At 63.1% G+C, this 22,664-nt stretch carries 22 protein-coding genes; 2 read left to right on the top strand and 20 right to left on the bottom strand.

Going from position 1 to position 22,664, the window contains the following annotated elements:
- Positions 1-48: 48 nt before the first annotated feature.
- The 20 genes from infB to murJ all read right to left on the bottom strand — a co-directional run bounded on the left by infB (position 49) and on the right by murJ (position 20,703).
- Complete coding sequence (gene infB / locus N554_RS0113855; RefSeq protein ID WP_029584013.1) at positions 49-2,649, bottom strand: translation initiation factor IF-2; 2,601 nt, start codon at positions 2,647-2,649, stop codon at positions 49-51.
- Between the two features lie 9 nt (positions 2,650-2,658).
- Positions 2,659-3,393 carry an RNA-binding protein gene (locus N554_RS0113850; RefSeq protein ID WP_029584012.1) on the bottom strand — a complete coding sequence of 245 codons (735 nt, stop codon included), beginning with the start codon at positions 3,391-3,393 and terminating at the stop codon, positions 2,659-2,661.
- A gap of 75 nt (positions 3,394-3,468) precedes the next feature.
- Positions 3,469-5,082: a transcription termination factor NusA gene (gene nusA / locus N554_RS0113845; RefSeq protein ID WP_029584011.1), complete on the bottom strand. Its 1,614-nt coding sequence runs from the start codon at positions 5,080-5,082 to the stop codon at positions 3,469-3,471.
- A 4-nt stretch (positions 5,083-5,086) separates the two neighbouring features.
- A complete protein-coding gene (gene rimP / locus N554_RS0113840; RefSeq protein WP_029584010.1) occupies positions 5,087-5,866 on the bottom strand; it encodes a ribosome maturation factor RimP in 780 nt (259 codons plus the stop codon).
- Positions 5,867-6,361: 495 nt separating this feature from the next.
- Positions 6,362-7,102 carry a tRNA (guanine(46)-N(7))-methyltransferase TrmB gene (locus N554_RS0113835; RefSeq protein WP_029584009.1) on the bottom strand — a complete coding sequence of 247 codons (741 nt, stop codon included), beginning with the start codon at positions 7,100-7,102 and terminating at the stop codon, positions 6,362-6,364.
- Positions 7,099-7,305 (bottom strand): hypothetical protein, encoded by a 207-nt coding sequence (locus N554_RS39910; protein WP_156041921.1) that lies wholly within the window; start codon positions 7,303-7,305, stop codon positions 7,099-7,101. Before N554_RS39910 ends, N554_RS0113835 begins: the two co-directional genes overlap by 4 nt.
- 103 nt (positions 7,306-7,408) lie before the next feature.
- Entirely contained in the window at positions 7,409-7,825 is a 417-nt protein-coding gene (locus tag N554_RS0113820; protein ID WP_029584008.1) for a helix-turn-helix domain-containing protein, read from the bottom strand.
- 97 nt (positions 7,826-7,922) lie between these two features.
- Positions 7,923-9,554, bottom strand: a complete 1,632-nt coding sequence (lnt, locus tag N554_RS0113815) for an apolipoprotein N-acyltransferase (protein WP_029584007.1) — start codon at positions 9,552-9,554, stop codon at positions 7,923-7,925.
- Complete coding sequence (locus N554_RS0113810; protein ID WP_029584006.1) at positions 9,551-10,669, bottom strand: hemolysin family protein; 1,119 nt, start codon at positions 10,667-10,669, stop codon at positions 9,551-9,553. The genes lnt and N554_RS0113810 overlap by 4 nt, the downstream gene beginning before the upstream one ends.
- Before the next feature lies 1 nt (position 10,670).
- Entirely contained in the window at positions 10,671-11,180 is a 510-nt protein-coding gene (gene ybeY, locus N554_RS0113805; protein WP_029584005.1) for an rRNA maturation RNase YbeY, read from the bottom strand.
- 65 nt (positions 11,181-11,245) lie between these two features.
- Positions 11,246-12,301 (bottom strand): PhoH family protein, encoded by a 1,056-nt coding sequence (locus N554_RS0113800; protein ID WP_029584004.1) that lies wholly within the window; start codon positions 12,299-12,301, stop codon positions 11,246-11,248.
- Positions 12,302-12,305: 4 nt separating this feature from the next.
- Entirely contained in the window at positions 12,306-13,724 is a 1,419-nt protein-coding gene (gene miaB, locus N554_RS0113795; RefSeq protein WP_029584003.1) for a tRNA (N6-isopentenyl adenosine(37)-C2)-methylthiotransferase MiaB, read from the bottom strand.
- 249 nt (positions 13,725-13,973) lie between these two features.
- A complete protein-coding gene (locus N554_RS0113790) occupies positions 13,974-14,660 on the bottom strand; it encodes an HAD family hydrolase (protein WP_029584002.1) in 687 nt (228 codons plus the stop codon).
- A gap of 13 nt (positions 14,661-14,673) precedes the next feature.
- Positions 14,674-15,123: a Fur family transcriptional regulator gene (locus tag N554_RS0113785; RefSeq protein WP_029584001.1), complete on the bottom strand. Its 450-nt coding sequence runs from the start codon at positions 15,121-15,123 to the stop codon at positions 14,674-14,676.
- A 149-nt stretch (positions 15,124-15,272) separates the two neighbouring features.
- Positions 15,273-15,758 carry a ribosomal protein S18-alanine N-acetyltransferase gene (gene rimI, locus N554_RS0113780; RefSeq protein ID WP_029584000.1) on the bottom strand — a complete coding sequence of 162 codons (486 nt, stop codon included), beginning with the start codon at positions 15,756-15,758 and terminating at the stop codon, positions 15,273-15,275.
- Positions 15,755-16,453 (bottom strand): tRNA (adenosine(37)-N6)-threonylcarbamoyltransferase complex dimerization subunit type 1 TsaB, encoded by a 699-nt coding sequence (tsaB, locus tag N554_RS0113775; protein ID WP_029583999.1) that lies wholly within the window; start codon positions 16,451-16,453, stop codon positions 15,755-15,757. Before tsaB ends, rimI begins: the two co-directional genes overlap by 4 nt.
- 82 nt (positions 16,454-16,535) lie before the next feature.
- Entirely contained in the window at positions 16,536-17,105 is a 570-nt protein-coding gene (locus tag N554_RS0113770; protein WP_029583998.1) for a NifU family protein, read from the bottom strand.
- Between the two features lie 127 nt (positions 17,106-17,232).
- Positions 17,233-17,727: a universal stress protein gene (locus N554_RS0113765; RefSeq protein WP_029583997.1), complete on the bottom strand. Its 495-nt coding sequence runs from the start codon at positions 17,725-17,727 to the stop codon at positions 17,233-17,235.
- A gap of 316 nt (positions 17,728-18,043) precedes the next feature.
- Positions 18,044-19,096: a tryptophan--tRNA ligase gene (gene trpS, locus N554_RS0113760; protein WP_029583996.1), complete on the bottom strand. Its 1,053-nt coding sequence runs from the start codon at positions 19,094-19,096 to the stop codon at positions 18,044-18,046.
- Between the two features lie 44 nt (positions 19,097-19,140).
- On the bottom strand, positions 19,141-20,703 hold the full coding sequence (gene murJ / locus N554_RS0113755) for a murein biosynthesis integral membrane protein MurJ (protein WP_029583995.1): 1,563 nt from the start codon (positions 20,701-20,703) through the stop codon (positions 19,141-19,143).
- 126 nt (positions 20,704-20,829) lie between these two features.
- Here murJ and N554_RS0113750 point away from each other — a divergent pair, with 126 nt between their 5' ends.
- Together N554_RS0113750 and N554_RS0113745 are read left to right on the top strand one after the other, a co-directional pair.
- Positions 20,830-21,831, top strand: a complete 1,002-nt coding sequence (locus N554_RS0113750) for an adenosine kinase (protein WP_029583994.1) — start codon at positions 20,830-20,832, stop codon at positions 21,829-21,831.
- 355 nt (positions 21,832-22,186) lie between these two features.
- The gene (locus N554_RS0113745; RefSeq protein ID WP_029583993.1) at positions 22,187-22,507 is read left to right on the top strand and encodes a hypothetical protein; all 321 of its coding nucleotides are present in this window, start codon (positions 22,187-22,189) and stop codon (positions 22,505-22,507) included.
- Positions 22,508-22,664: the final 157 nt, after the last annotated feature.

Here is a 22,664-nt window from a genome sequence, read left to right as displayed (position 1 = left end):
CGGGGCATGACGGTCTACTTAGAAACCCAGCGCTTGTAAGACTTGGACTTACAGCGAGCGCTGGATCGTCTCCACGCGATAACACTCGATGACGTCGCCGACACGCATGTCGCCGTAATTCTCGAACGCCATGCCGCATTCCTGGCCGGACTGCACTTCCTTTACTTCGTCCTTGAAGCGCTTCAGCGTCGACAGCTTGCCTTCGTGCACCACGACGTTGTCCCTGATCAGGCGGACATTGGCGCCGCGTTCCACGGTGCCGTCGGTAACGCGGCAACCCGCGACCTTGCCGACCTTGGAAATGTTGAACACTTCCAGGATCTGGGCGTTGCCCAGCATGGTCTCGCGCAGCGTCGGCGCCAGCAGTCCGGACATCGCCTTCTTCACGTCATCCACGAGATCGTAGATGATGTTGTAGTAGCGGATTTCGATGCCATTGCGTTTGGCGGCGGCAGCGGCTTCCTTGTGGGCGCGAACGTTGAAGCCGATGATCGCGGCGTTGAAGCCTTCCGCCAGCGTCACGTCGGATTCCGAGATTCCGCCGACGCCCGCATGCAGGATACGCGCCGCGACTTCTTCGGTGCCGAGTTTTTCCAGCGATCCCAAAATCGCTTCCAGCGAGCCCTGCACGTCGGCCTTGACGATCAGCGGGAAGTCCTTGCGACCCGAGGTCTTGAGTTGCGACATCATCTGCTCGAGCGAGCCGCGCATGCCGGAAATGCTGGCGGCGGCGTTCTCGCGCTTCTGATGGGCGCGGTAGCTGGTCACCTGGCGGGCGCGGGCTTCGTTTTCCACGACAGCGAGACGGTCGCCCGCTTCCGGCGGCCCGTTGAAGCCGAGCACCTCGACCGGCACCGAGGGTCCGGCCTCGTCGATGGTCTCACCCTGGTCCGAAATCAGCGCGCGGACGCGGCCCATCTCGGCGCCGGCCACCACGATATCGCCAACGCGCAGCGTTCCGCGCTGCACCAGTACGGTCGCAACCGGACCGCGGCCGCGATCGAGCTTGGCTTCGATCACGGTACCCTCGGCCGGACGCTCCGCATTGGTCTTGAGGTCGAGCAGTTCGGCCTGCAGCGCGATCATCTCCAGGAGCTTGTCGAGATTGGTCTTGTTCTTGGCGGAGACCTCGACATCGACGACGTCGCCGCCGAGCGATTCGACCTGCACCTCGTGTTGCAGCAGTTCGGTGCGCACGCGCTCCGGCCGGGCGTCGGGCTTATCGATCTTGTTGATCGCCACGATCATCGGAACCTTCGCCGCCTTGGCGTGATTGATGGCCTCGACGGTCTGCGGCATAACGCCATCGTCCGCCGCGACCACGAGAACCACGATATCGGTCACCTTGGCGCCGCGGGCCCGCATCGCGGTGAACGCGGCGTGGCCGGGGGTATCGATGAAGGTGATCTTCTTGCCGCTTTCCGGCGAAGTCACCTGATAGGCGCCGATATGCTGGGTGATGCCGCCGGCTTCGCCCGAGACCACGTTGGCATGGCGAAGTGCGTCGAGCAGCGAGGTCTTGCCGTGATCGACGTGGCCCATCACGGTCACCACGGGCGAGCGCGGCTCGGTATCGGTCGAATCGTCGACGATATCAAACAGGCCTTCCTCGACGTCGGCCGCGGCCACACGCTTGACGGTATGACCCAATTCCTCGGCGATCAGCTGCGCGGTGTCGGCATCGATCACGTCGGTGATCTTGTGCATCGCGCCCTGCTTCATCAAAAGCCGGATCACGTCGACCGCGCGTTCGGACATGCGGTTGGCGAGTTCCTGGATATTAATGGCTTCCGGGATGATCACCTCGCGAACGAGCTTTTCCTTCGGCTCGTTCGACGTATGCCCCTTCAGCCGCTGGGTGCGGCGGCGGAACGAGGCGATCGAACGCTCGCGGACGTCATCGGCATTGAGCGCGGTGACCAGCGTCAGCCGTCCGCGCTGCTTCTGCGGCGCCGGCTTGGCGGTGGTCTTTGGCGCAGCCGCAGGGCGGGCGACGCCGCCGGGGCCACGACGGATCTGGCGCGGACCTTCATCTTCATCCGAAGCGTCGGCGGCGACACCGGGCGGCCGTGCGGCGGGCACCGCGGGGCGGGCCGGGGTGGCGGCGCGGGCTTCGGCTTCGCCAAAACGCTTCTTGGCTTCGAGTTCGGCCTTGCGCTTGGCTTCCTCGTCCTGCCGGTGGCGTTCTTCTTCGGCCTTGCGGCGGGCTTCGGCAGCCTCGCGCTCGGCCTGCTCGATGCCTTCCTTGCTGTTGCGGCGCTTGGCTTCCTCTTCCGCCAGCCGCCGTTCTTCCATGTCGCGGACCTTGGCGTCGGCGAGCGCGCTGGCGCGCGCAGAACGCTCATCCTCGGTCAGCGTGCGCAGCACCACGCCCGAACCGCTGCGCGGCGCAGCCGGCGGCGTCGCGGGACGGGTGAGCGGCGCCTTGGCCGGCGCAGCTTTCGCGGCGACCGGCTCGGGCGCCGCCGTTTCGGTTGCCGGTGCCTCGCCGCCGACGCGGCGCTTGCCGCGCTTTTCGACCACCACCTGCTTGGTTCGGCCGTGGCTGAAGCTCTGGCGCACGGTGCCCGTCTCGACGCGCGGCTTGAGCGTCAAGGTCTTGGTCGGGACACTGAGTGTCTTGTCGCCAGGAGTTTTCGTATCAACCATTCAGCAGTCCTAATCTTGTTGCGTCGTGCGTGTCCGCACAGTCTGTATCGGCGAATTCTTGGCCGCGTTCCCGCCAGTCCTGTCGTCATCCGCCATCCGGTATCGGACCAGGACTTGGCTGCGCGACAGGAACGTCCTGCTCGCCGGGCCCGCGAGCAGCGCAGCATGTATCACATTTGACCGGCCCAGTGCCAAATCCAATTGTTCGGAGGTCAGCGCCGTGACAACCGGAATTTCCCGCGATTCATCGTTAATCCCGGCGTTAATCCCGGCATTTTGTCTGGCGATGGCGTCCAACTTCCGGATTCCGTCCGCGGCGCCGTCCGAGGCGTGGATCAGGGCCTGAACCTGCCGCTGCTCAAGGGCGTCCTCGACCTTGCTGAAACCGGAGATCACCTGGCCGGCTTTAGCGGCCATGGCGAGCGCTTCGGTCACGCTGCGTACCAGCAAGCCTTCGGTATCGGTCGCGAGCGTCGCCGCAACGCGGACATCGCGCTTGAATCCCTTGCTAAATTGGTTACGCCTCACCGCTTCCGCAACCGTCTGACGCGACGCCGAAACCCACAGCCCGCGACCGGGAAGCTTGCGCTTGAGATCCGGGATCACCTCGCCCTGGGGCGAGACCACAAACCGGATCAGTTCGTCGATCGGCCGCACCTGCCGCGTGACCGCGCACATCCGCATCGTCGCGGACCTGTCGGTCCGCGGTCCGTTGTCCAGATCGGGGTCAGCAAAGGCGAGCATGCGTGTGACATAGTCCTTATCATCTGCGCGAGTTCTGGTCGCAGAACCGGTGTCCAATTCTGCGGAACACGCGCATTAAACCGGCTGTTCTTCGGCGGCCTCGGCCCCTTCGGCCTTTTTGGCGAGGTCGGCCTCGGTGATCCAGCCGGCGATCACGCGCGCCTGCATGATCATGTTTTCCGCATCATCGCGCGAGATTTCGTTGGCATCGAGAATGCCGGGGTGCTTGGTCGGCTCGCCGCCTTCTTTGCGTTCGGTCCAGCCGACCAGGTCGTCGGTGGCGCAGCCGGCCAGATCCTCGACCGTCTTGATGTCGTTCTCGCCGAACTTCACGAGCGTCTTCGAGGTCACGCCGGGCACCGTCTTCAAAGCGTCATCCACACCGAGTTCCCTTCGTTTGTTTTCAAGCTCGCTTTCGAGCTGTTCCAGATATTCGCGGGCCCGGCTCTGCAGCTCGTTCGCGGTTTCGTCGTCAAAGCCTTCGATGCCGGCCAGTTCCTTGACATCGACCAGCGCCAGTTCCTCCACCGAGGTGAAGCCTTCCGACGCCAGCAATTGGCCGACCACTTCGTCGACGTTCAGCGATTCCATGAACACCCGCGTGGAGTTCTCGAAATCGGCCTGACGGCGCTCGGATTCTTCCTGTTCGGTGAGAATGTCGATGTCCCAGCCGGTCAGTTGCGAGGCAAGGCGCACGTTCTGTCCGCGTCGGCCGATCGCCAGCGACAGCTGGTTATTGGTATCGGGCACCACGACTTCGATCCGCTCGCGGTCCTCGTCGATCACGACCTTGGCGACTTCAGCCGGCGCCAGCGCGTTGACGACGAAGGTCGCGATGTCGGGCGACCACGGAATGATGTCGATCTTTTCGCCCTGCAGTTCGTTCACCACGGCCTGGACGCGCGAACCGCGCATACCGACGCAAGCGCCGACCGGATCAACCGACGAATCCCGCGAAATCACGCCGATTTTCGCGCGCGAGCCGGGATCGCGGGCTACCGCCTTGATCTCGACGATGCCGTCATAGATCTCAGGCACTTCCTGCGCGAACAGTTTTGCCATGAACTGCGGATGAGTGCGGGAGAGGAAGATCTGCGGCCCCCTGGTTTCGCGCCGCACGTCGAAAATATAGGCGCGGACGCGGTCGCCGTTGCGAAACACCTCGCGCGGCAGCATCTCGTCGCGGCGGATGATGGCTTCGCCGCGGCCCAGATCGACAATGACGCTGCCGTATTCGACGCGCTTGACGATGCCGTTGACGATATCGCCGATGCGGTCCTTGAATTCCTGATACTGCCGGTCGCGCTCGGCCTCGCGCACCTTCTGCACGATCACCTGTTTAGCGGATTGCGCGGCGATGCGGCCATATTCCAGCGGCGGCAGGGTGTCGGCGATGGTGTCGCCGATCTGCGCGCCGGGATTGGCGCGGCGGGCGTCCTCCAGCGAAATCTGGTTCGACGAATTCTCGACCTGGTCGACCACCAGCATGTGACGCGACAGCCGCAGTTCGCCTTTCTTGGCATCGATCTCGGCGTGAACGTCGGTCTCGCTGCCGTAGCGGGCGCGGGCGGCCTTGGCGATGGCGTCTTCCATCGCTGCGATCACGATGCCGCGGTCGATCGATTTTTCGCGGGCGACCGCGTCTGCGATCTGCAGCAATTCGAGTTTGTTGGCGCTGACAGCTGCCATGGCTCTAGTCTCCTCTCGTGGGATCGATTTCGCCTCTCCGCAGTCTTTCGGCGGCGAGGCGGTGTTCCTTGGTGTTTTTCGGGGCGTTCTTCTTGTCTGATTTCTCTGATTTCAACTTCGGCTTCGGTTTGTGGCTTTTTGCTGGATCGCTTTTCCTGGCATGGGGCGGTGGCGGCGGCTCAAGCCCGAGTTTCTGCTTGAGCTCGCGCTCCGCAGCCTTGCCGCGCCGCATCGATTCCGCGATCAATTCGTCGGTCAGAACCAGCCTGGCGTCGGCGATATCTTCCATCACCAGCTTGATATCGGCATCTTCGCCCTCGCGTGTGTCATCGCGATGTAAATGCACTGCATCGCCCTCGACGCCGCCAAGCGTGCCGCGAAAGCGCTTGCGGCCTTGATGCGCGACTGCCATCTCGATCTTCACGAGGTGGCCGGCATAGCGTTCGAAATCGGAACGGCGCACCAGCGGCCGGTCGATACCCGGCGAGGAAACCTCCAGCCGATAGGCGCGATCGATCGGATCGGCGACGTCAAGCACCGGTGACAGCGCCTTTGAGATCGCCTCGCAATCCTCGATCTGCATCGATCCGTCGGGCCGCTCGGCCATGATCTGGACCGTGCAGCCGGATTCGCCGGAGATCTTGATCCGCACCAGCCGGTAGCCCATGCCCTGCAGCACGGGACCCGCGACCGCCGACACCCGCGCCGCCATGCCCGGCTCGACAACCAGGCGCGGCTCGGCAAGCAGATCGGTATCTACGCAACCAGAAGTTGGCTCGGTCATATCCAGGGTCAAAGTCGGTCTAACTTGCGTTGGGTTGAGGCCGGGCCGGAAAGCCGGTCCGGCTGCGTTCCCCGAGCCGGTCCGGCGCCGTGCGCCGGGCTCGTTCAGGTAATAAAAAAGAGCGGGTCCCGAGGGGCCCACTCTCAATACGCGATCGTATGAGATCCATAAGTTGCGGCTGATATAGCGGTTTTCCTGCCATCCGGCAAGGCCCCCGCGGGGTCGGAGGCTGCGATTTTGGGGCGTTTCGGCTGCGGTTTAGAACCTAACCCTTCCTTCACGAAGACGCCCTAAATTGCCCCCAAAACCCGGCAACCGCCCGGGTTTTGGGTGCGGTTCACGACAGTCGCGAAATCGCTGATCCCTGGGCTCCAACAGGTCGCGCGAATGCGCGCCCGATGGCTGCGCGAAGCAATCCAGTGCCTTTGCGCGAAGTGGCGCATCCCTGATGCGCAGTTGCGTATCAGGGAATGACGAACGTGAGTTTTCTCCGCTTCATCCGACCTTCCGAAACTGCAAATATGCCGCAACGCGGCCTTCGCGCTCGGCTTTGCGTCCGTAGCGCGTCATCGTGTAATCCGCCCATGGCAGGCGCCAGTCGGAGACGCGCTCGGCAGTCCAGATGAAATCGGCCGAGCGCGCGAGATACGCCAGCGTCCAGGCGCAGTAATCTGCGATATCGCTGACGAAGCGAAATTCGCCACCCGCCTTCAGAACGCGCGCCATGGCGGCAACGGTCGCGTCCTGCACGAAGCGCCGCTTCCAGTGCCGCCGCTTCGGCCATGGATCGGGATGGATCAGATCGATCCGCGCCAGCGAACGCGCGGGCAGCCACGCCAGCAATTCGGCGGCATCGCCGGCGAACAGGCGGATGTTGCCGATGTTGTGGGCTTCGATCTGCGCCAGGATCTTCGCCATGCCGTTGACATAGGGCTCGCAGCCGATGAAGCCCAGATTGGGAAAGGCGCGCGCTTCCGCGATCAGATGTTCGCCGCCGCCAAACCCGATTTCGAGCCTGACATCCTCACCTGGCGGGTCGAAGAGCTCGGCGAGATCAGAGGGAGTGGGGCCGCCGATATCGAGCGCAAGTCGCGGCAGCAGGTGCTCGATCAACTCGGCCTGGTGCGCGCGAAGTCTGTGTCCCTTGCGCCGCCCGAAGAATGAGCCGTGCGGGCGCGCGGCAACGTCGTCGGACGATGCATCAGGATCAGCCGGATCGCGGCCTGCTATACTCATCGCAGCGTCTCACACAGCCGATGGAGCAGCTGCGCCCGCGGCTCGATCAACGAGATGTACGTCTGCTCGCAATGGGGGTGCACACCCCGGCTGCCGATCGCTTCATTTGAAAGATGGAGCTGGGTCACGCCAAGCGGCGAGTTAAAGGGATTGGCTGTTGTCAGCATGGTGTTTGCTTTCAGAGGAGCTCGGATCATGTTCATTGTCATTCCGGGATGCCTCTTGGCGCAGGGTCGGGAATCCATGCTCCCGATCGTGGTCATGGAGTCCGGGCTCGCTGTCTTCGGTCGCGCCTGGGAATGACGACTAGCGCTTATCAGGTCCTTCGCGCGCGGCGATCTGTTCGACCATTTCGACAATGCTGCGCCGGAGCTTGGCGTCGGTAATGCGCGTGAAGGCGCGCGTCAATGCCAAGCCTTCGGAGGTCGCCAGGAAATCGGAAACGTAAGCCGGCGAAGCGCCTTCGCTGTAGCCGTCAGCGTTGGCGGTGCCGCTGGGTCCTCCCTCGAACAGAAACGACACCGGTACCTGAAGGATTTCGGAGATCTGCTGGATGCGGCTCGCGCCGACCCGGTTGGTGCCTTTCTCGTATTTCTGCACCTGCTGGAAGGTGAGGCCCAATGCTTCGCCGAGCTTCTCCTGGCTCATGCCCAGCATGATGCGGCGCATGCGCACGCGACTGCCGACATATTTGTCAACAGGGTTCGGCGCTTTGCTCGACATTCTTCAACACTCCCTGGGATTGCTCTTTGCAGATAAATGAACTGATCGGATCTATTCCTGACCGGCGGGTCAGAATGCGAATTGCAGCCTCGGTCTGTCAACCGTTGGATTTGGGCGAGGAAGTCCGCTTCGCACCGCTGCGCCGAACGACGAAAAGCAACGCGGCTGCGACGATGATCGCGGCGGGAATGTCGCCGCTGCGTGCGTAGATGGTCGGTGCAATCGCCGAAGGCAGGCTGGAATCCAACACGCCTTCGACGCCGAGACCGAGCCGCGCGACGATCCGACCCAATGGATCGATCACGGCGGAAATGCCGGTGTTCGCCGCACGAACCACAGGCAGTCCCTGCTCAATCGCTCGCAGTCGCGCCTGCTGCAGATGCTGATAGGGACCGGTCGAGATTCCAAACCAGCCGTCATTGGTCAGGTTGACCATCCAGCCCGGACGGTCGTCGCGCGAAGCAACGTCTTCGGGAAAGATCGCTTCATAGCAGATCAAAGGTAGCACACGCGGCGCGTTCGGTATCTCCAGCGGGCGGCGTCGCGTGCCTGCAATGAATCCGCCCTGGACCTTGGTGAGCTGCACGAAGCCGAGCTTTTCCATCCAATTTTGGAACGGCAGATATTCGCCGAACGGCACCAGATGCAGCTTGTCGTAGATCGATAGCACGCTGCCGTCGTGGTCGATGATGTAGATCGAATTGTAGGCGCGGGTGACTTTTGTGCCGGGCGGCAAATCGGGCGCGCGCACCGACCCGGTGATCAGGACCGTGCCCTCGGGCAAGAGATCGGCGATCTGCGCTATCGCGTCCGCCTCGCGCGTCAGGAAAAACGGGAACGCCGATTCCGGCCAGATCAAGATGCTGGCGTCGCGCACGCCAGTGGATTGCGGGCCGGACGCGCGATCCGACAGCGTCAGATATTTTTTCATCACCTCCGGCTTGGCGGCGTAATTGAACCGGACGTCCTGCTGCAGATTGGGCTGCATGATCCGCAGCTTGGCGTTCGCGACCATCGTGGTCGGTTGCAGGCTTAAGCGAACGCCGCCGAAAATGACCATGGCGACGAGCAGCAACAGCGCCATCGCCGGCGCGATCCAGGCTTTTCGTTGGCGTGAACTTCCATCGATCAGCACGGCCGGGCTTGCGAAGATCGCGACGCTAAGGAACGTCAGGCCCCACAGGCCGATCAACGACGCCGTCTGCGCCAGCGCCAACGGCTCGGTCAGCGCGTAGCCGAGCGCATTCCAGGGAAACCCGGTGAGCACGTGCCCGCGCAGCCACTCGCTTGTCGTCAGACTCACGGCAAGCGCGAGCACCCGCGAAGCGTCCTTGGTCCAGATCAGGCGCGCCAGCGCAAAGCCGAAGGCGGGAAACAGCGCGAGATAAGCGGGCAGACCGAGCACGGCGAACGGCATCAACCAGGCGAAGGTGGGCGCATCGACCAGGAATGCGTAGCCGATCCAGTACAGTCCCGGCACGAAATAGCCGAGCCCAAACCACCAGCCCACCATCGCCGCTGCCGGTACGCCGCGCAGGCGGCCTCCGCCCGCGCCGTCGATCAGCCAGACCATGACCGGAAAAGTCACAAACAGCACCGGCCATGCACTGAACGGCGCCATCGCGAAGGACGACAGCGCCCCCGCGACGAGCGCGATGGCGGCGCGCTTCCATCCCCATGACAGGATGATCGCAAGTCCGGCGGCGCGGAGTTTGTCCGTGGGTTTCACTGCGGACCGGCTCCGTCGCCGGGCGGCGGGCTCGCATTGTCATTGGCCTGTGCGGGACCCGCCTCCGGCGTCGCTTCGCGGCGGCGGCTTTCGCGCTGGATGCGCGGCGCCGGGCGTTCCTTGCGGGTGGCGATGCGCAGGCGCTTGACGCGCCGCGGATCAGCGTCAAGCACTTCGATTTCGAAATTGCCGGGGCCGGAAATGACTTCGCCGCGCACCGGCAGGCGTCCGACATGGGTCACCAGATAGCCGCCCAGCGTCTCGACTTCTTCGCCGGCTTCGCCGGTAACAAAATCCTCTCCGATTACCGAGCGGACGTCCTCGAGGCGGGCGCGTGCGTCGGCGACAAAGGAATTATCCGCCTGCCGCACGATCGCCGGCGGCTCGTCGCTGTCGTGCTCGTCGTCGATCTCGCCGACGATCTGTTCGACGATGTCCTCGATCGACACCAGGCCGTCGGTGCCGCCATATTCGTCCACCACCAGCGCGAGGTGGATCCGTGAGGCCTGCATCTGTGCCAACAGATCGATCGCGCGCATCGACGGCGGCACGAACAGCAGTTTTCGGATGATGTTGGCGTCCGCGAGCGGCTGCGCGAGATCGACCGCGCGCAGATCGAGACCGGCGGGCAACGCCTTCTTGCGCTTGGTCTTGGCCGTATCCGTGACGCGTGCCTTCGCGGTCATGAACGCGAGGAGATCGCGGATGTGAACGATGCCCTCGGGATCGTCGAGGGTTTCGTTGTAGACCACGAGCCGCGAATGCGCTGCGCTCTCGAACAGGCCCATCAATTCGCCGAGCGGAATGTCGCGCTTGACCGCGATGATATCGGCGCGATGCACCATCACATCGGCGATGCGCCGTTCGTGCAGGCTGAGGATGTTGCGCAGCATGGTGCGCTCGGTGGCGGAAAAGCCCACCTCGTCCGGGGTGCTGGCATCGAGCACGACCTGCAGATCGTCGCGGACCGATCCCGGCTTCCATCCGAACAGCGTGCGGATCGCCCGCGTCAGCCAGTTCTCGGCGGCAGGACGGAGGACTTCGCCGGGCGATACCACGGCCGGCAGATTGCGCGTGTTGCGCGGATTGTCGTGGGTCGGTTCGGAGTCCGCCATTTCAGTCTATCCGCTCCCGGTCCGCATAGGGATCGGGAATGCCGAGTTGCGCCAGAATCTCCTGCTCGAGAGTCTCCATGGCTTCGGCGTCGTCATCTTTTTCGTGATCGTAACCGATCAAATGCAGGAAGCCATGGACCGCCAGATGGCTGAGATGATGGTCGAACGGCTTTTGCTCGTCATCGGCTTCCCTTCGCGTCGTTTCATAGGCGATGGCGATGTCGCCGAGCATGCGCGGCACATCGTCGGGGCTGCCCGGGCCGGTCGGCTGGAGGGCTGGAAACGACAGCACGTTGGTCGGCTTGTCGATGCCGCGCCAATTGCTGTTCAGCGTGCGAATGCCGGCGTCATCGGTCAGCATGACCGCGAGTTCGGCTTCGCCGACATCAGCATCGGCGATCTCGGCCGCGGTCGCGATGGCGCGGTGGATGACGGCTTCGGCGTCGGGCTCGGTCTGCCAGCAGTCGGCGACCACGAGAACCTCGGTTATGGGAAGGGCAGGTTGCGCCATCGGTTTGGAATTTCTGTTGCGGCCGGAAATCGTCTCCGGCGCGCGCTCGGCGAAAGATTTTGGCATCAGGGTTTGTTGGCCGCCGGCCGCTGCGGCAATCCTTCATAAGCGGCGACGATCCGTGCCACCAGTTCATGGCGGATCACATCCTCGGCCGTGAATTTCACCTGGGAGATACCCTCGACGCCATCGAGCAGTCTGGCGGCTTCGGCAAGCCCCGAAGTCTGGCCGTTCGGCAGATCGACCTGGGAGGGATCGCCGGTGATGATCATGCGGCTGTTCTCGCCAAGCCGGGTCAGGAACATCTTCATCTGCATCGAGGTGGTGTTCTGTGCTTCGTCCAGAATGATGACGGCGTTGGTCAGCGTCCGGCCGCGCATGAAGGCCAGCGGCGCGATCTCGATTTCGCCGGCTTGCAGCGCGCGTTCGACGATCCGCGAGTCCATCAGGTCGTACAGCGCATCATAGATCGGCCGCAGATAGGGATCGACCTTCTCACGCAAATCCCCGGGCAAGAAGCCCAGCCGCTCGCCGGCCTCGACCGCGGGCCGTGACAGGATAATGCGGTCGACCTCCTTGCGCTCGAATAATTGCGCGGCATGCGCCACCGCGAGCCAGGTCTTGCCGGTGCCCGCCGGTCCGATGCCGAACACCATCTCATGGCGCTTGAGGGCGCGGATGTAGGAATCCTGCGCGGCGGTGCGCGCCCGCACCGGGCGCTTGCGCAAATTGATGGTTTCGAACGACGATTTGACGGTTTTGGCGTCGAATTCGAACAGCGAGCCTTGCGCGATCACGGCGCGGATGGCGCCTTCGACGTCGCCCTGCGCCAGATCGTGGCCCTGGGTCGCATGCGAATACAACGTCTCCAGCACGCGCCGCGCCGCGTCGCAGCCGTCGCGCGATCCGGCGACGGTGATGTGATTGCCGCGCGAATCAACCACGACGCCGAGACGGCGCTCGATCAGCGCCAGGTTCTGTCCATAGGGTCCGACCAGCGCCGAGGCCGCGCGGTTGTCATCGAAGTCGATGACGACTTGCGTCTCTGGCGGGATCTGCAGGTCGCGGTCAAGTTTGCGGCTGGGAGCGAGCGAAGGCGAATCCGATGCACTTTTTGGCAAGGGTTCAGGCTCCCGTGGTCATTTGAGAAGTTGTCATTGGAGAAAAAGTTGCTGGCGCGCCCTGCGCTTGGGCCGACGTCGCGAGTTCGCCGAGCAGGCTATAGCGCTCGAGGCTTGCGATCGTCACCGGCAGTACCTGCCCGATGATGTCCGGCGATGCCATCACATGCGCCGGCTGCAGATAAGCGGTGCGGCCGACGATCTGGCCGGGATTGCGGGCTGCGCGTTCGAACAGCACATCGACGGTGTTGCCAATCGCAGCCGCGTTGAAGGCCGATTGCTGGCTGTCGATCAATTCCTGGAGCCGCACCAATCGCTCGTCCATCTCAGCTGCTGACACCATCTCCTGCATGTCCGCCGCCGGCGTCCCCGGCCGGGGCGAATATTTGAACGAATACGCGCCAGCGTACCCGATTTGGCTGATCAGTGCGAGGGTGGCCAGGAAATCTTCCTCGGCCTCGCCGGGGAAACCCACGATAAAATCCGATGAAAAGGCAATATCTTGCCGTGCAGCGCGAAACCGGTCGATAACGCGGCGGTAATTGCTGACGGTATGCTTGCGGTTCATGGCCGCAAGAATCCGGTCGGAGCCGGATTGTACCGGAAGGTGCACGAACGGCATCAGCGCCGGCAAATCGCGATGGGCGTCGATCAGCGTCTCGTCGACGTCGCGGGGATGGCTGGTCGAATACCGCAGGCGAACGATGCCGGGAATTTCGGCAACGCGACGCAGGAGCGTGCCGAGCGACCAGGTTCGGCCGTCCGGTCCTTCGCCGTGATAGGCATTGACGTTCTGCCCGATGAGCGTGATTTCGCGCACGCCATTGTCGGCGAGCCTTCGCACGTCGTCGACGATCTTCGCGACGGGGCGCGACACTTCGGCGCCGCGGGTATAGGGCACGACGCAGAAAGTGCAGAATTTGTCGCAACCTTCCTGCACCGTTACAAACGACGAAATGCCGCGCGCCCGGATCGCGTCCGGCCTCGGCGCAGGCAGGAAACCGAACTTGTCCTCGACCGGAAATTCGGTCTCCAGCGCACGGCCATGGCTCTTCGCCCGCGCCAGCAGCTGCGGCAGATGATGATAACTCTGCGGGCCGACCACGACATCGACCACAGGCGCGCGGCGGATGATCTCGCTGCCTTCGGCCTGGGCGACACAGCCCGCCACCGCGATATTCATGTGACGGCCTTTGCGCGCGGCTTCGTCCTTGACGGCGCGCAGCCGCCCCAATTCCGAGTAGACTTTCTCCGAGGCCTTTTCGCGGATATGACAGGTGTTGAGGATTACCAGATCGGCGTCATCCACGCTTGCGGTCTCGACAAAGCCTTCGGGTGCCAGCGTGTCCACCATGCGCTGCGCATCGTAGGCATTCATCTGACAACCATATGACTTGATATGCAGCTTGCGCGGCGGCGTCATGGAACCTGGATGCTGTGGTTAAGCGGCGCCAATTGCGGCACGTGGCTCAAATATAGGCTAAGGGGCCGAAAATCCACTGTTTAGGTCGAAAAAACCAGAACCGTCCGTCGTTTCGAGGGCAGCGAAGCGACCGCAGCAATCCACTACCTTCTCCGGAAAAAAGCACTGGATTGCTTCGCGGACCCTGTCATCGGGGCGCGCATTCGCGCGAACCGCCAGCCCGCAATGACGAGGGGGTCACCGAGTCGGTCAGCCCGGCACGGCCATTGCTTCAATCCGCTCAATCAGACCGGGCAACTCCCGCATATCGTCAAAGGTCATCATGGCGCCGGCGGCACGCAGGGTATCGGCATAACCGGGCCGGCAATGGCTGCCGCCGTGGAAGCCAAGCACGGTCATGCCGGCGGCAAGCGCCCCGGCGATGCCGGGGATGCTGTCTTCGATCACGAGGCTTCGGTGAGGCGATTTGTCCATCTGCGCTGCGGCGTACAGGAACAGATCGGGCGCAGGCTTGCCGTTGCGAACCTGCGTCGCGGAGAAAATATTGGGCGCAAATTTGTCGTAAAGCCCGACGCGGCCGAGACTGACGCGCATCCGCTCCTGCGACCCGCTCGATGCCACGCAGACCGGCTGGGCGATCGCATCGAGCGCTGCATCGATGTGAGGCACCGCAGCCAGCGTTGCCGCGAAGGCCTGGAATAGTTCGTCCCGCAATTGCGAGTGGAAGTCATCAGGCAGGCTGCGGCCCAATTCGGCCTCGACTTCGAGGTGCGCCTGACGCGTCGACCGGCCGAGGAAACGATCGAATACCTGCTCGACGCTGATCGGGTAGCCGTGACGCGTCAGAGTTTCCGCATGCGCCCGGCAGGAAATCACCTCGCTGTCGACCAGCACGCCGTCGCAATCGAAAATGATGAGATCGACGTTTGTGTTCAAGATTTGCACACGGTCAGGATTTATCGTCGTCCAGCGGGACGCAATAGAGTTCCAGCCGGTGATCGACCAGCTTGTAGCCAAGCTTGCGGGCGATTTCGGCCTGCAGCTTTTCGATTTCCTCGGAGGTGAATTCGATCACCTTGCCGTCGCGCAGATTGATCAGATGGTCGTGATGGCTGTCGCGCATCTGTTCGTAGCGGGCGCGGCCCTCGCGAAAGTCGTGCCGTTCGATGATGCCGGCGTCCTCGAACAGCTTGACGGTGCGATATACCGTCGAGATCGAGATCTTGTCGTCGACCGCAACGCAGCGCCGATACAGTTCCTCGACGTCGGGATGATCCGCGGCCTCCGCCAGCACCCGCGCGATGACGCGGCGCTGCTCGGTCATGCGCATGCCGGTGGCGGCGCAACGGGCTTCTATGCCGGTGGCCTTGAGCGCGGGCGTGGATTTCAGTGCGGTCATCATCTTTGCCTTGGGTAACATCGCATGATCCGCCAAAGTGTAGGCGGTTTGGCGCCAAGATCATGCACCATTCGGAGCGCGATCGAACGCAAAATCGGCTTGCACGTTTGCTGATCGCGCGCCCTGCCTGTTGTGCCACCGCGCGGGCGTTACGACAAGTCGCGGCGCATCAGAAGCGCGTTCAATTGTTCCCCGCCAGCTTGCCGATAATAGCGTTCGCGGCGCCCGGCAACACCAAATCCGGCCCGTTCGTAAAGTCGTCGCGCCGGCTGATTATTTTCCTCGACCTCGAGGAATACGGTGCGCACGCCACGGCCCGCGAGATGGCCGAGATGCGTCAGCAACAGGTTACGGGACAGGCCACGACCACGATGGCCGGCATCAACCGCGATCGAGAGTATTTCGGCCTCGTCGGCCGCCATGCGGGATACCGCAAAGCCGATGATCTTCCGCCCCTGCCTCAAGCGGTGCACCAGCGTGTTGCGCTCGGTCAGCATGGCCTCGAATTCGCCTTCGCCCCAACCACGGTGAAACGAGGCGCCGTGAAGCTGGGCGAGTCTTGACGCATCGCGCAGCGATGCAGGCTCGACCACCGCCGTGCCGCCGTTCCACAGCTCAGAAAGCCAGGCCATCATGGCGCTGATGGCTGCGGGGCTTTCGGCAGCGAATCCTTTGGAGGCTTGGCATCGGGCGCGCGCAGATAAAACGGGCGGGGCGGGGCGCTATCCGGACTGACCGCGGCTCCGAGCCAAGCCACCCAGGCGATATCCGGTGCCGGTTGCGCATCGACCTTGAACGGCGGCGGCGCATCTGCCGGCCAGCGGTCGGCGAGAATTTTGGCGGCATTGCCGACCAGATGCGAGGCGCCGAACCGCGACGCGCCGAGCGCCTCCTCGATCGGTGCGACGCGCGGCCGGATCAACGAACCTCCATCGCCGCTGACTGCCTGAAAGTACACCTGGTCATGTCGCGCATCGATAGCGGAGATCACCGGTTGCTCGCCGTTCTGGCTGACAATGGGTGCAGCATAGGCGGTCAGCGTGGTTAGCCCGACCACCGGCTTGTTTGCGGCCAGCGCAATGCCGCGCGCTGCGGAGAGACCGACCCGCAGCCCGGTAAAGCTGCCGGGGCCGGTGGTCACCGCGATGCGGTCCAGCGATGCGAACGCGACGCCGGCCTCTTTCATGACGCGCGCGATCAGCGGCATCAAGGCCTCGGCATGGCCGCGCTTCATGGCTTGCGACTCCTGCGCGATCAGCTTGCCGGCATCGCTGTCCAGCACGCCGGCGGCGCACGCATCCAGCGCGGTATCAATGGCGAGGATCAGCATGGAGGCGCGAATAGGGAGTAGCGAATAGCGAACAGAAAGTCAGAGCCAATCGCCATTCGCCATTCGCCACTTGCTTCTCCAATCACACCGGCCGGACTTCGACCACGTCGGGCAAGAAATGCTTGAACAAGTTTTGGATGCCGTGCTGCAGCGTCGCGGTGGAGGACGGGCAGCCCGAGCAGGAGCCCTTCATGTTAAGGTAAACGATACCGTCCTTGAAGCCGCGGAACGTGATGTCGCCGCCGTCGCCGGCGACCGCCGGCCGCACCCTGGTTTCGATCAGCTCCTTGATGGTTGCGACCGTCTCGGCGTCATCGTCGTTGAAGAATTCGCCCTCTTCGTCGGCGGCTTCGTCACTTCCGGCGCTGCCCTCCGCCAATAGCGGCTCGCCGGACATGTAGTGCTCCATGATGGCGCCTAAGATCGCCGGCTTGAGATGCTGCCAGTCGCTATCGTCCTTGGTCACGGTGACAAAGTCGGAACCGTAAAACACGCTGGTGACGCCAGGCACGCCGAACAGTTTTTCGGCGAGCGGCGAGCGCGCGGCGGCCTCGCGGTTGACGAATTCCATGGTGCCGCTGCCGAGTACGGTGCGGCCGGGAATGAATTTCAGGGTGGCGGGATTGGGTGTGGCTTCGGTTTGAATGAACATGGTTTTCTCCGGCGTCGCCGGTTCAAGGCCGGCGCGTGAGTCTCCCTTTAGCAGATGGCGACGGCAAACGCACGATCAAGGGGTGCAGAGCGGCGGTTCCGCAATTGCATCAAGGGCCCACGGGAGCTTACGAGAGGCCGTCGATGTCCTCGTCGCTCAAATCGCCGGGCACGACGGTGACGGGAATCGGAAATGAGCCGACCGTCTTGGCCATCATGGTGATGATCGGGCCGGGACCCTCCGGCCCCGGATTGGCGGCCAGCACCAGCATCGCGATATCGACGTCCTTGTCGATGACGTCCAGGATCTGGTCGGTCGGGTCGCCCTCGCGAATCACGCGCTCAGGCGTAATCGCGGCGATGCCATTGGCGCGGCCGGCCGCACGATCCAGCGCGGCGTTGGCGTCCTCATGCGCCTCGGCGCGCATGATATCGGCGACCCCCAACCATTGTTGGTTCTGGTCTTCGGTCTCGATGATGCGCAGCATTACCACGCCGCCGCCGACCCGAATCGCCCAGCGGCTCGCATAGTAGACCGCGCGGTCCCATTCCGCGGTGTCGTCAACGATAACCAGACATTTTGGCTTGTGACCCGTCTCGTAGCTTCGTCGCTGGGTGGTCATGCATGTCCCGGTGCTGCGCCAAGCAGGCCGCATGCTGCCACGGCGCAGCCATCCCCGACAAGCGTTGGCTCCAAAGCTGTGCGCCGCGTCAAATTATGGCGAAGGCGTGGAGTATATTCAGCTTCAAGTGAACCGCGTTCAGCCGCAAGTCTGGCCGCGACGGTGATGTGCCCTCTCTCCCATAGGGAGAGGGTTGTGGTGATGGGGTACGGTCTATCGATAGGTCCAAACCCCTCACCCGGATTGCTTCGCAATCCGACCTCTCCCTATGGGACGTGTAGGCGCGGCCCGCGGTTCGCCGAATCAGCGATCGATATCAGCGCTTGCGGACGAAGCCGACGATGTCCTTTGTCGCTTGCATGGTTTCGGTTGCGATGGCGCGCGCGCGATCGGCGCCGTCGACCAGGATCGAATCGACGTGGCCGGGGTCCGCGACCAGCCGCTTCATCTCGGAAGCAATCGGCGACAGCTTTGCGACGCAGAGTTCGACCAGCGAATTCTTGAAGCTCGAGAATTGTCCGCCGCCAAATTCGCTGAGCACGTCGAATTTGGTGCGGCCCGATAGCGCGGCGAAAATCCCGACGAGATTGTCGGCTTCGGGGCGCGTCTCGAGGCCCTTTTCCTCCGACGGCAACGGCTCCGGATCGGTCTTGGCTTTACGGATCTTCTGCGCGATGGTGTCGGCATCGTCGGTGAGATTGATCCGCGAATTGTCGGACGAATCCGATTTCGACATCTTCTTGGTGCCGTCGCGCAGCGACATCACCCGCGTCGCCGGACCGGTGATCAGGGGCTCCGGCTGCGGAAAAAACAGTCCGTCGGTAAAACCATGGCCGCGGATCGAGTCGCCGAAGTCATTGTTGAATTTCTGCGCGATATCGCGGGACAGTTCGAGGTGCTGTTTCTGGTCCTCGCCGACCGGCACATGGGTGGCGCGATAGAGCAGAATATCGGCCGCCATCAGCACCGGATAATCATAGAGGCCGACCGAAGCATTCTCGCGATCCTTGCCGGCCTTTTCCTTGAACTGGGTCATGCGGTTGAGCCAGCCGATCCGCGCCACGCAATTGAATATCCAGGCGAGCTCCGCGTGTCCGGAAACCTGACTCTGGTTGAAGACGATGTGCTTTTTCGGATCGATGCCGCTGGCGATGAAGGCCGCGGTCACTTCCCTGGTGTTGCGCGCGAGCTCGGCCGGACCGCCCCACACCGATACCGGCTGCGTCAGCGCGTGCATGTCGACGACGCAATAAAGGCAGTTGTGGGTCTCCTGCAGCTTCACGAAATTGACGATCGCGCCGAGGTAATTGCCGAGATGCAGATTGCCCGTCGGCTGGACGCCTGAAAAAACCCGTTCAACGATCGCCATAGTCAGTTCCCGTGCATGCTGCGCGCTCAAATGCCATGCGGGCATCAGTCGCGCAAGTCGGAGGCCTTGGTTTGTCTAAGGGCGCGCACCGCTTCGCCCCATTTGATTACGCCCAACAGCGCCAGGAACAGGCAGTAAATCGCCATTCCGCCTGATATCAGCATCATCAAAATAACGGCCTGCGCGAGGCCATGCGTGTTCGCGGTCAGCGGCAGCACGAAGCCGGCCATCAGCCACAGCAGCCCGCCCATCACCAGCGCCGCCACCACGATGCGCGGCAACCGCCGGCGCGCGGCGGCATCGATCGAAAATCCAAAGGTCGCCGCGCCGCGCCGGAGCAGCGCAAGCGCGCTGCTCCACGCTCCCACGGCGATGCTGGCCGCAATTCCCGCCGCGCCGAATATTTGAGCGAATACGACGGCCAAAACGATCGCGACCGCAAATCCGCCAAGCGTCGCCAGCAGCGGCGTGCGCGTATCCTCGCGAGCGAAGAATGCCGGCGACAACGCCTTGACCAGCACATGAGCGGGCAGGCCGAGCGCCAGCAACATCAGCGCCAGCGCGGTGGCCGCGGTATCGAGAGCGGTGAACGCGCCGTGTTCGAACAGCATCCGCACGATCGGCTCGCCGAGTGCGATCAATCCGAGCGTCGCAGGTAACGCCAGTCCAACCGCGAGTTCGAGCCCGCGCGATTCGGCGTGGGCGACGGCGATCCGATCGTCACTGCGCACTCCGCGCGTCAGTTCCGGCACCAGCACGGTGCCTATGGCAACGCCGACAATGCCGAGCGGCAGCTCGATCAGGCGGTTGGCGAAATACAGCCACGACACTGCCGAGGGCGACGACGACGCGATGATCGCGCCGGCGACGACAAGCAGTTGCGGCCCGGCGCTCGCGATCATGCCGGGCATCGCCTTGCCGAGAAAGCCGCGCATATCAGCATCCAACGTAATGCGCAGCGGCGTTGCGAAGCTGCCGCTACCACGGCGCAGCAGCAGGATCATCAGTTGCAACAGCCCGGCGACGCCGACGGTGGCGGCGATAACAGTCGCGGCATGGGCGGCATCCTGCCGCCAGCCGAGCAGCACGGTCATCACAGCGATCAACGCGATGTTGAACAGCAGCGGCGAGAACGCCGTCAGCGCGAAGCGGGCTTGCGCGCTCATCAGCGCCATCATCACCGTGGCCGGTCCGGCAAACGCCAGATAAGGCAGCATCAGGCGGGCATCGTTGACGGCAAGCTGTAGCGTTTCGTGTCCGGCAAAGCCCGGCGCGAGCGCGGTGACGACAAACGGCATCAACAGGCCGATCAAGGCCGCCGCCACGATCAACGCCGCGCTGACTGTACCGAGGACGCGGCCGGCGAATGCGGCGGCCGCGGCGGCGCCACCCGCTTCGCGCACGCGTAGCCAGGCCGGCACCAGTGCTGCGTTTAGCGCGCCCTCCGTCAGCAAGCGCCTGACGACATTGACCAGTTGAAACGCCACCAGAAACGCGTCCGCGACCGGCCCTGTGCCGAGCAGCGCCGCAATCATCGAATCGCGCGCGAATCCGAGCAGCCGCGAGGTAAGCGTGCCAACGGATACGGTGAGGAAGGAGCGGATCATGAAAGGCTGTATAACACCATCGCTTGCTGGCGCAGGGTTGATCGTGATAGGCCGCTGCACCTCTTACGAAAACCAGTTGGACCGGATTTTCCGCGCCATCGCAATTGCCGGGAACAGGACTGATCGATGACGGAAGCGAAATACGATGTTCTCGGGATCGGCAATGCGATTTTCGATGTGTTGGTACAGACCGATGAGGGCTTTCTCGCCGCGCACGGCATGACAAAAGGCGGTATGGCGCTGATCGACGAGGCCCGCGCATTGTCGATCTATCGGGATATGGGTCCGGCAACCGAGATGTCCGGCGGCTCGGCGGCAAACACCATTGTCGGGGTCGCCAATCTCGGCGCCCGCGCGGCCTATGTCGGCAAGATCAAGGACGACCAGATCGGGCGTCTCTACATGCATGACATCCGCGCAGCAGGGGTCGCGTTCGAGACCACGCCTGCGAGCGACGGCCCCGCCACCGGCTGCTCCTACATTCTGGTGACGCCGGACGGCGAGCGCACCATGAACACCTATCTCGGCGCGGCACAGGATCTGACGCCCAGCGATATCGACGCCGCGCAGATCGCGGCTTCGGCGATCATCTATCTCGAAGGTTATCTCTGGGATCCGAAGAGCGCCAAGGAAGCTTTCGTGAAGGCGTCGACGATCGCCCATGACGCCGGCCGCGAGGTGGCATTGACGCTGTCGGATTCGTTTTGCGTGGATCGTTATCGCGACGAATTTCTCGATCTGATGCGCAGGGGCACGGCCGATCTGGTGTTTGCCAACGAGGCCGAATTGCATTCGCTATATCAGACATCTGATTTCGATACCGCGCTAAAGCAATTGCGCACCGATGCGAAAGTCGGCGTCGTCACCCGCAGCGAGAAAGGTTGCGTGGTGGTATCGAAAGACGGCGTCATCGCGGTGCCGGCGTTTCCGATCGAAAAAATGGTGGACACTACAGGCGCCGGCGATCTGTTCGCCGCCGGATTTCTGTTCGGTCTGGTGCGCGGTGCCGGTTTCGAGGCTGCCGGACGGTTAGGGGCGCTCGCCGCGGCCGAAGTGATCCAGCACATCGGCGCACGGCCGCAGACCTCCCTGAAGCAATTGGCGCAGCAGAACGGCTTGCCGGTGTAGGGCTTTCCTTACCTCGCCCCGCTTGCGGGGAGAGGTCGAAGTTCGCGCGGAGCGGGAATTCCGGATGGCTGCGGGCGCGTAAGGTGGGGCGAGCAGCGGGTGCGGCTGAACTGCAACACTCACCATAATTTATAATTTGCGCTGGATTGACTGCATTTTCGGTGACCGGTCGGTCCGTCCGCGGTATGTTGGCTGCGGTATCCAAATGCGGAAACTATTTTGGTAGTATGACGTTTAGATAAGTAATATGACGTTTTAGATAATAAGACATTCAGATAGCGGCACAAATGGACGCCGCTGGACCCATTGATTTGATGAAAATGATTGCGGCTTTCCACGTCGCGGGGGCACGACGATGATCTCGACCTGGAGCGAATGGAAACGATATCCCCGGGCCGGGCGCGGCGAGAATATCGAAGCACCGATCACCCCGGGTATTTACGAAGTCCGCTTTGCCGGCACCGGTGCGCTGCACTCGTTCGGTGCGGTCGATAATGTCGCCCAGGCGTTGTCGCAGCTTGCGGTCGGTTCCAAATCCTGGTTCGGGCGGCGCGAACCGGCTGTCGCGGCCGACCTCGAATATCGCACCTGCGCTACCTCGACCAAGGCCGACGCCAAGGCCGCGGCGGAGCGCATGATCGGCCGCCGCGAAACCTATATGAGCGGCGCGGCCTGAACGAGCTTCGGTCAGCCTCCAGAATTGCTTGAAGCAGCAGGCTATCTGCGGCCGATGCACTGCGGCCGGTTTGAGCCTATACTCCGGGCCAATACCGCCAAATATCCCAAGAGAACATCCAAGAAACATCTCAAGAAACATCTCAAGAAACATCTCA

This window comes from Bradyrhizobium sp. URHD0069 (assembly GCF_000701345.1).
Classification (GTDB): domain Bacteria; phylum Pseudomonadota; class Alphaproteobacteria; order Rhizobiales; family Xanthobacteraceae; genus Bradyrhizobium.
Note: the sequence above shows the minus strand (reverse complement) of the source record. Positions and strands in the feature narration are given on the sequence as shown.

Coding starts and splice junctions, on each gene's coding strand:
- ybeY (WP_029584005.1), bottom strand. CDS start 11,180: ATGGCGCAACCTGCCCTTCCCATAACCGAGGTTCTCGTGGTCGCCGAC.
- tsaB (WP_029583999.1), bottom strand. CDS start 16,453: ATGCTGATCCTCGCCATTGATACCGCGCTGGATGCGTGCGCCGCCGGC.
- rimI (WP_029584000.1), bottom strand. CDS start 15,758: ATGATGGCCTGGCTTTCTGAGCTGTGGAACGGCGGCACGGCGGTGGTC.
- rimP (WP_029584010.1), bottom strand. CDS start 5,866: ATGACCGAGCCAACTTCTGGTTGCGTAGATACCGATCTGCTTGCCGAG.
- miaB (WP_029584003.1), bottom strand. CDS start 13,724: ATGACGCCGCCGCGCAAGCTGCATATCAAGTCATATGGTTGTCAGATG.
- trpS (WP_029583996.1), bottom strand. CDS start 19,096: ATGGCGATCGTTGAACGGGTTTTTTCAGGCGTCCAGCCGACGGGCAAT.
- N554_RS0113850 (WP_029584012.1), bottom strand. CDS start 3,393: ATGCTCGCCTTTGCTGACCCCGATCTGGACAACGGACCGCGGACCGAC.
- infB (WP_029584013.1), bottom strand. CDS start 2,649: ATGGTTGATACGAAAACTCCTGGCGACAAGACACTCAGTGTCCCGACC.
- N554_RS0113785 (WP_029584001.1), bottom strand. CDS start 15,123: ATGACCGCACTGAAATCCACGCCCGCGCTCAAGGCCACCGGCATAGAA.
- N554_RS0113820 (WP_029584008.1), bottom strand. CDS start 7,825: ATGTCGAGCAAAGCGCCGAACCCTGTTGACAAATATGTCGGCAGTCGC.
- N554_RS39910 (WP_156041921.1), bottom strand. CDS start 7,305: ATGAACATGATCCGAGCTCCTCTGAAAGCAAACACCATGCTGACAACA.
- nusA (WP_029584011.1), bottom strand. CDS start 5,082: ATGGCAGCTGTCAGCGCCAACAAACTCGAATTGCTGCAGATCGCAGAC.
- N554_RS0113745 (WP_029583993.1), top strand. CDS start 22,187: ATGATCTCGACCTGGAGCGAATGGAAACGATATCCCCGGGCCGGGCGC.
- N554_RS0113765 (WP_029583997.1), bottom strand. CDS start 17,727: ATGACCACCCAGCGACGAAGCTACGAGACGGGTCACAAGCCAAAATGT.
- N554_RS0113835 (WP_029584009.1), bottom strand. CDS start 7,102: ATGAGTATAGCAGGCCGCGATCCGGCTGATCCTGATGCATCGTCCGAC.
- murJ (WP_029583995.1), bottom strand. CDS start 20,703: ATGATCCGCTCCTTCCTCACCGTATCCGTTGGCACGCTTACCTCGCGG.
- N554_RS0113770 (WP_029583998.1), bottom strand. CDS start 17,105: ATGTTCATTCAAACCGAAGCCACACCCAATCCCGCCACCCTGAAATTC.
- N554_RS0113750 (WP_029583994.1), top strand. CDS start 20,830: ATGACGGAAGCGAAATACGATGTTCTCGGGATCGGCAATGCGATTTTC.
- N554_RS0113810 (WP_029584006.1), bottom strand. CDS start 10,669: ATGGCGGACTCCGAACCGACCCACGACAATCCGCGCAACACGCGCAAT.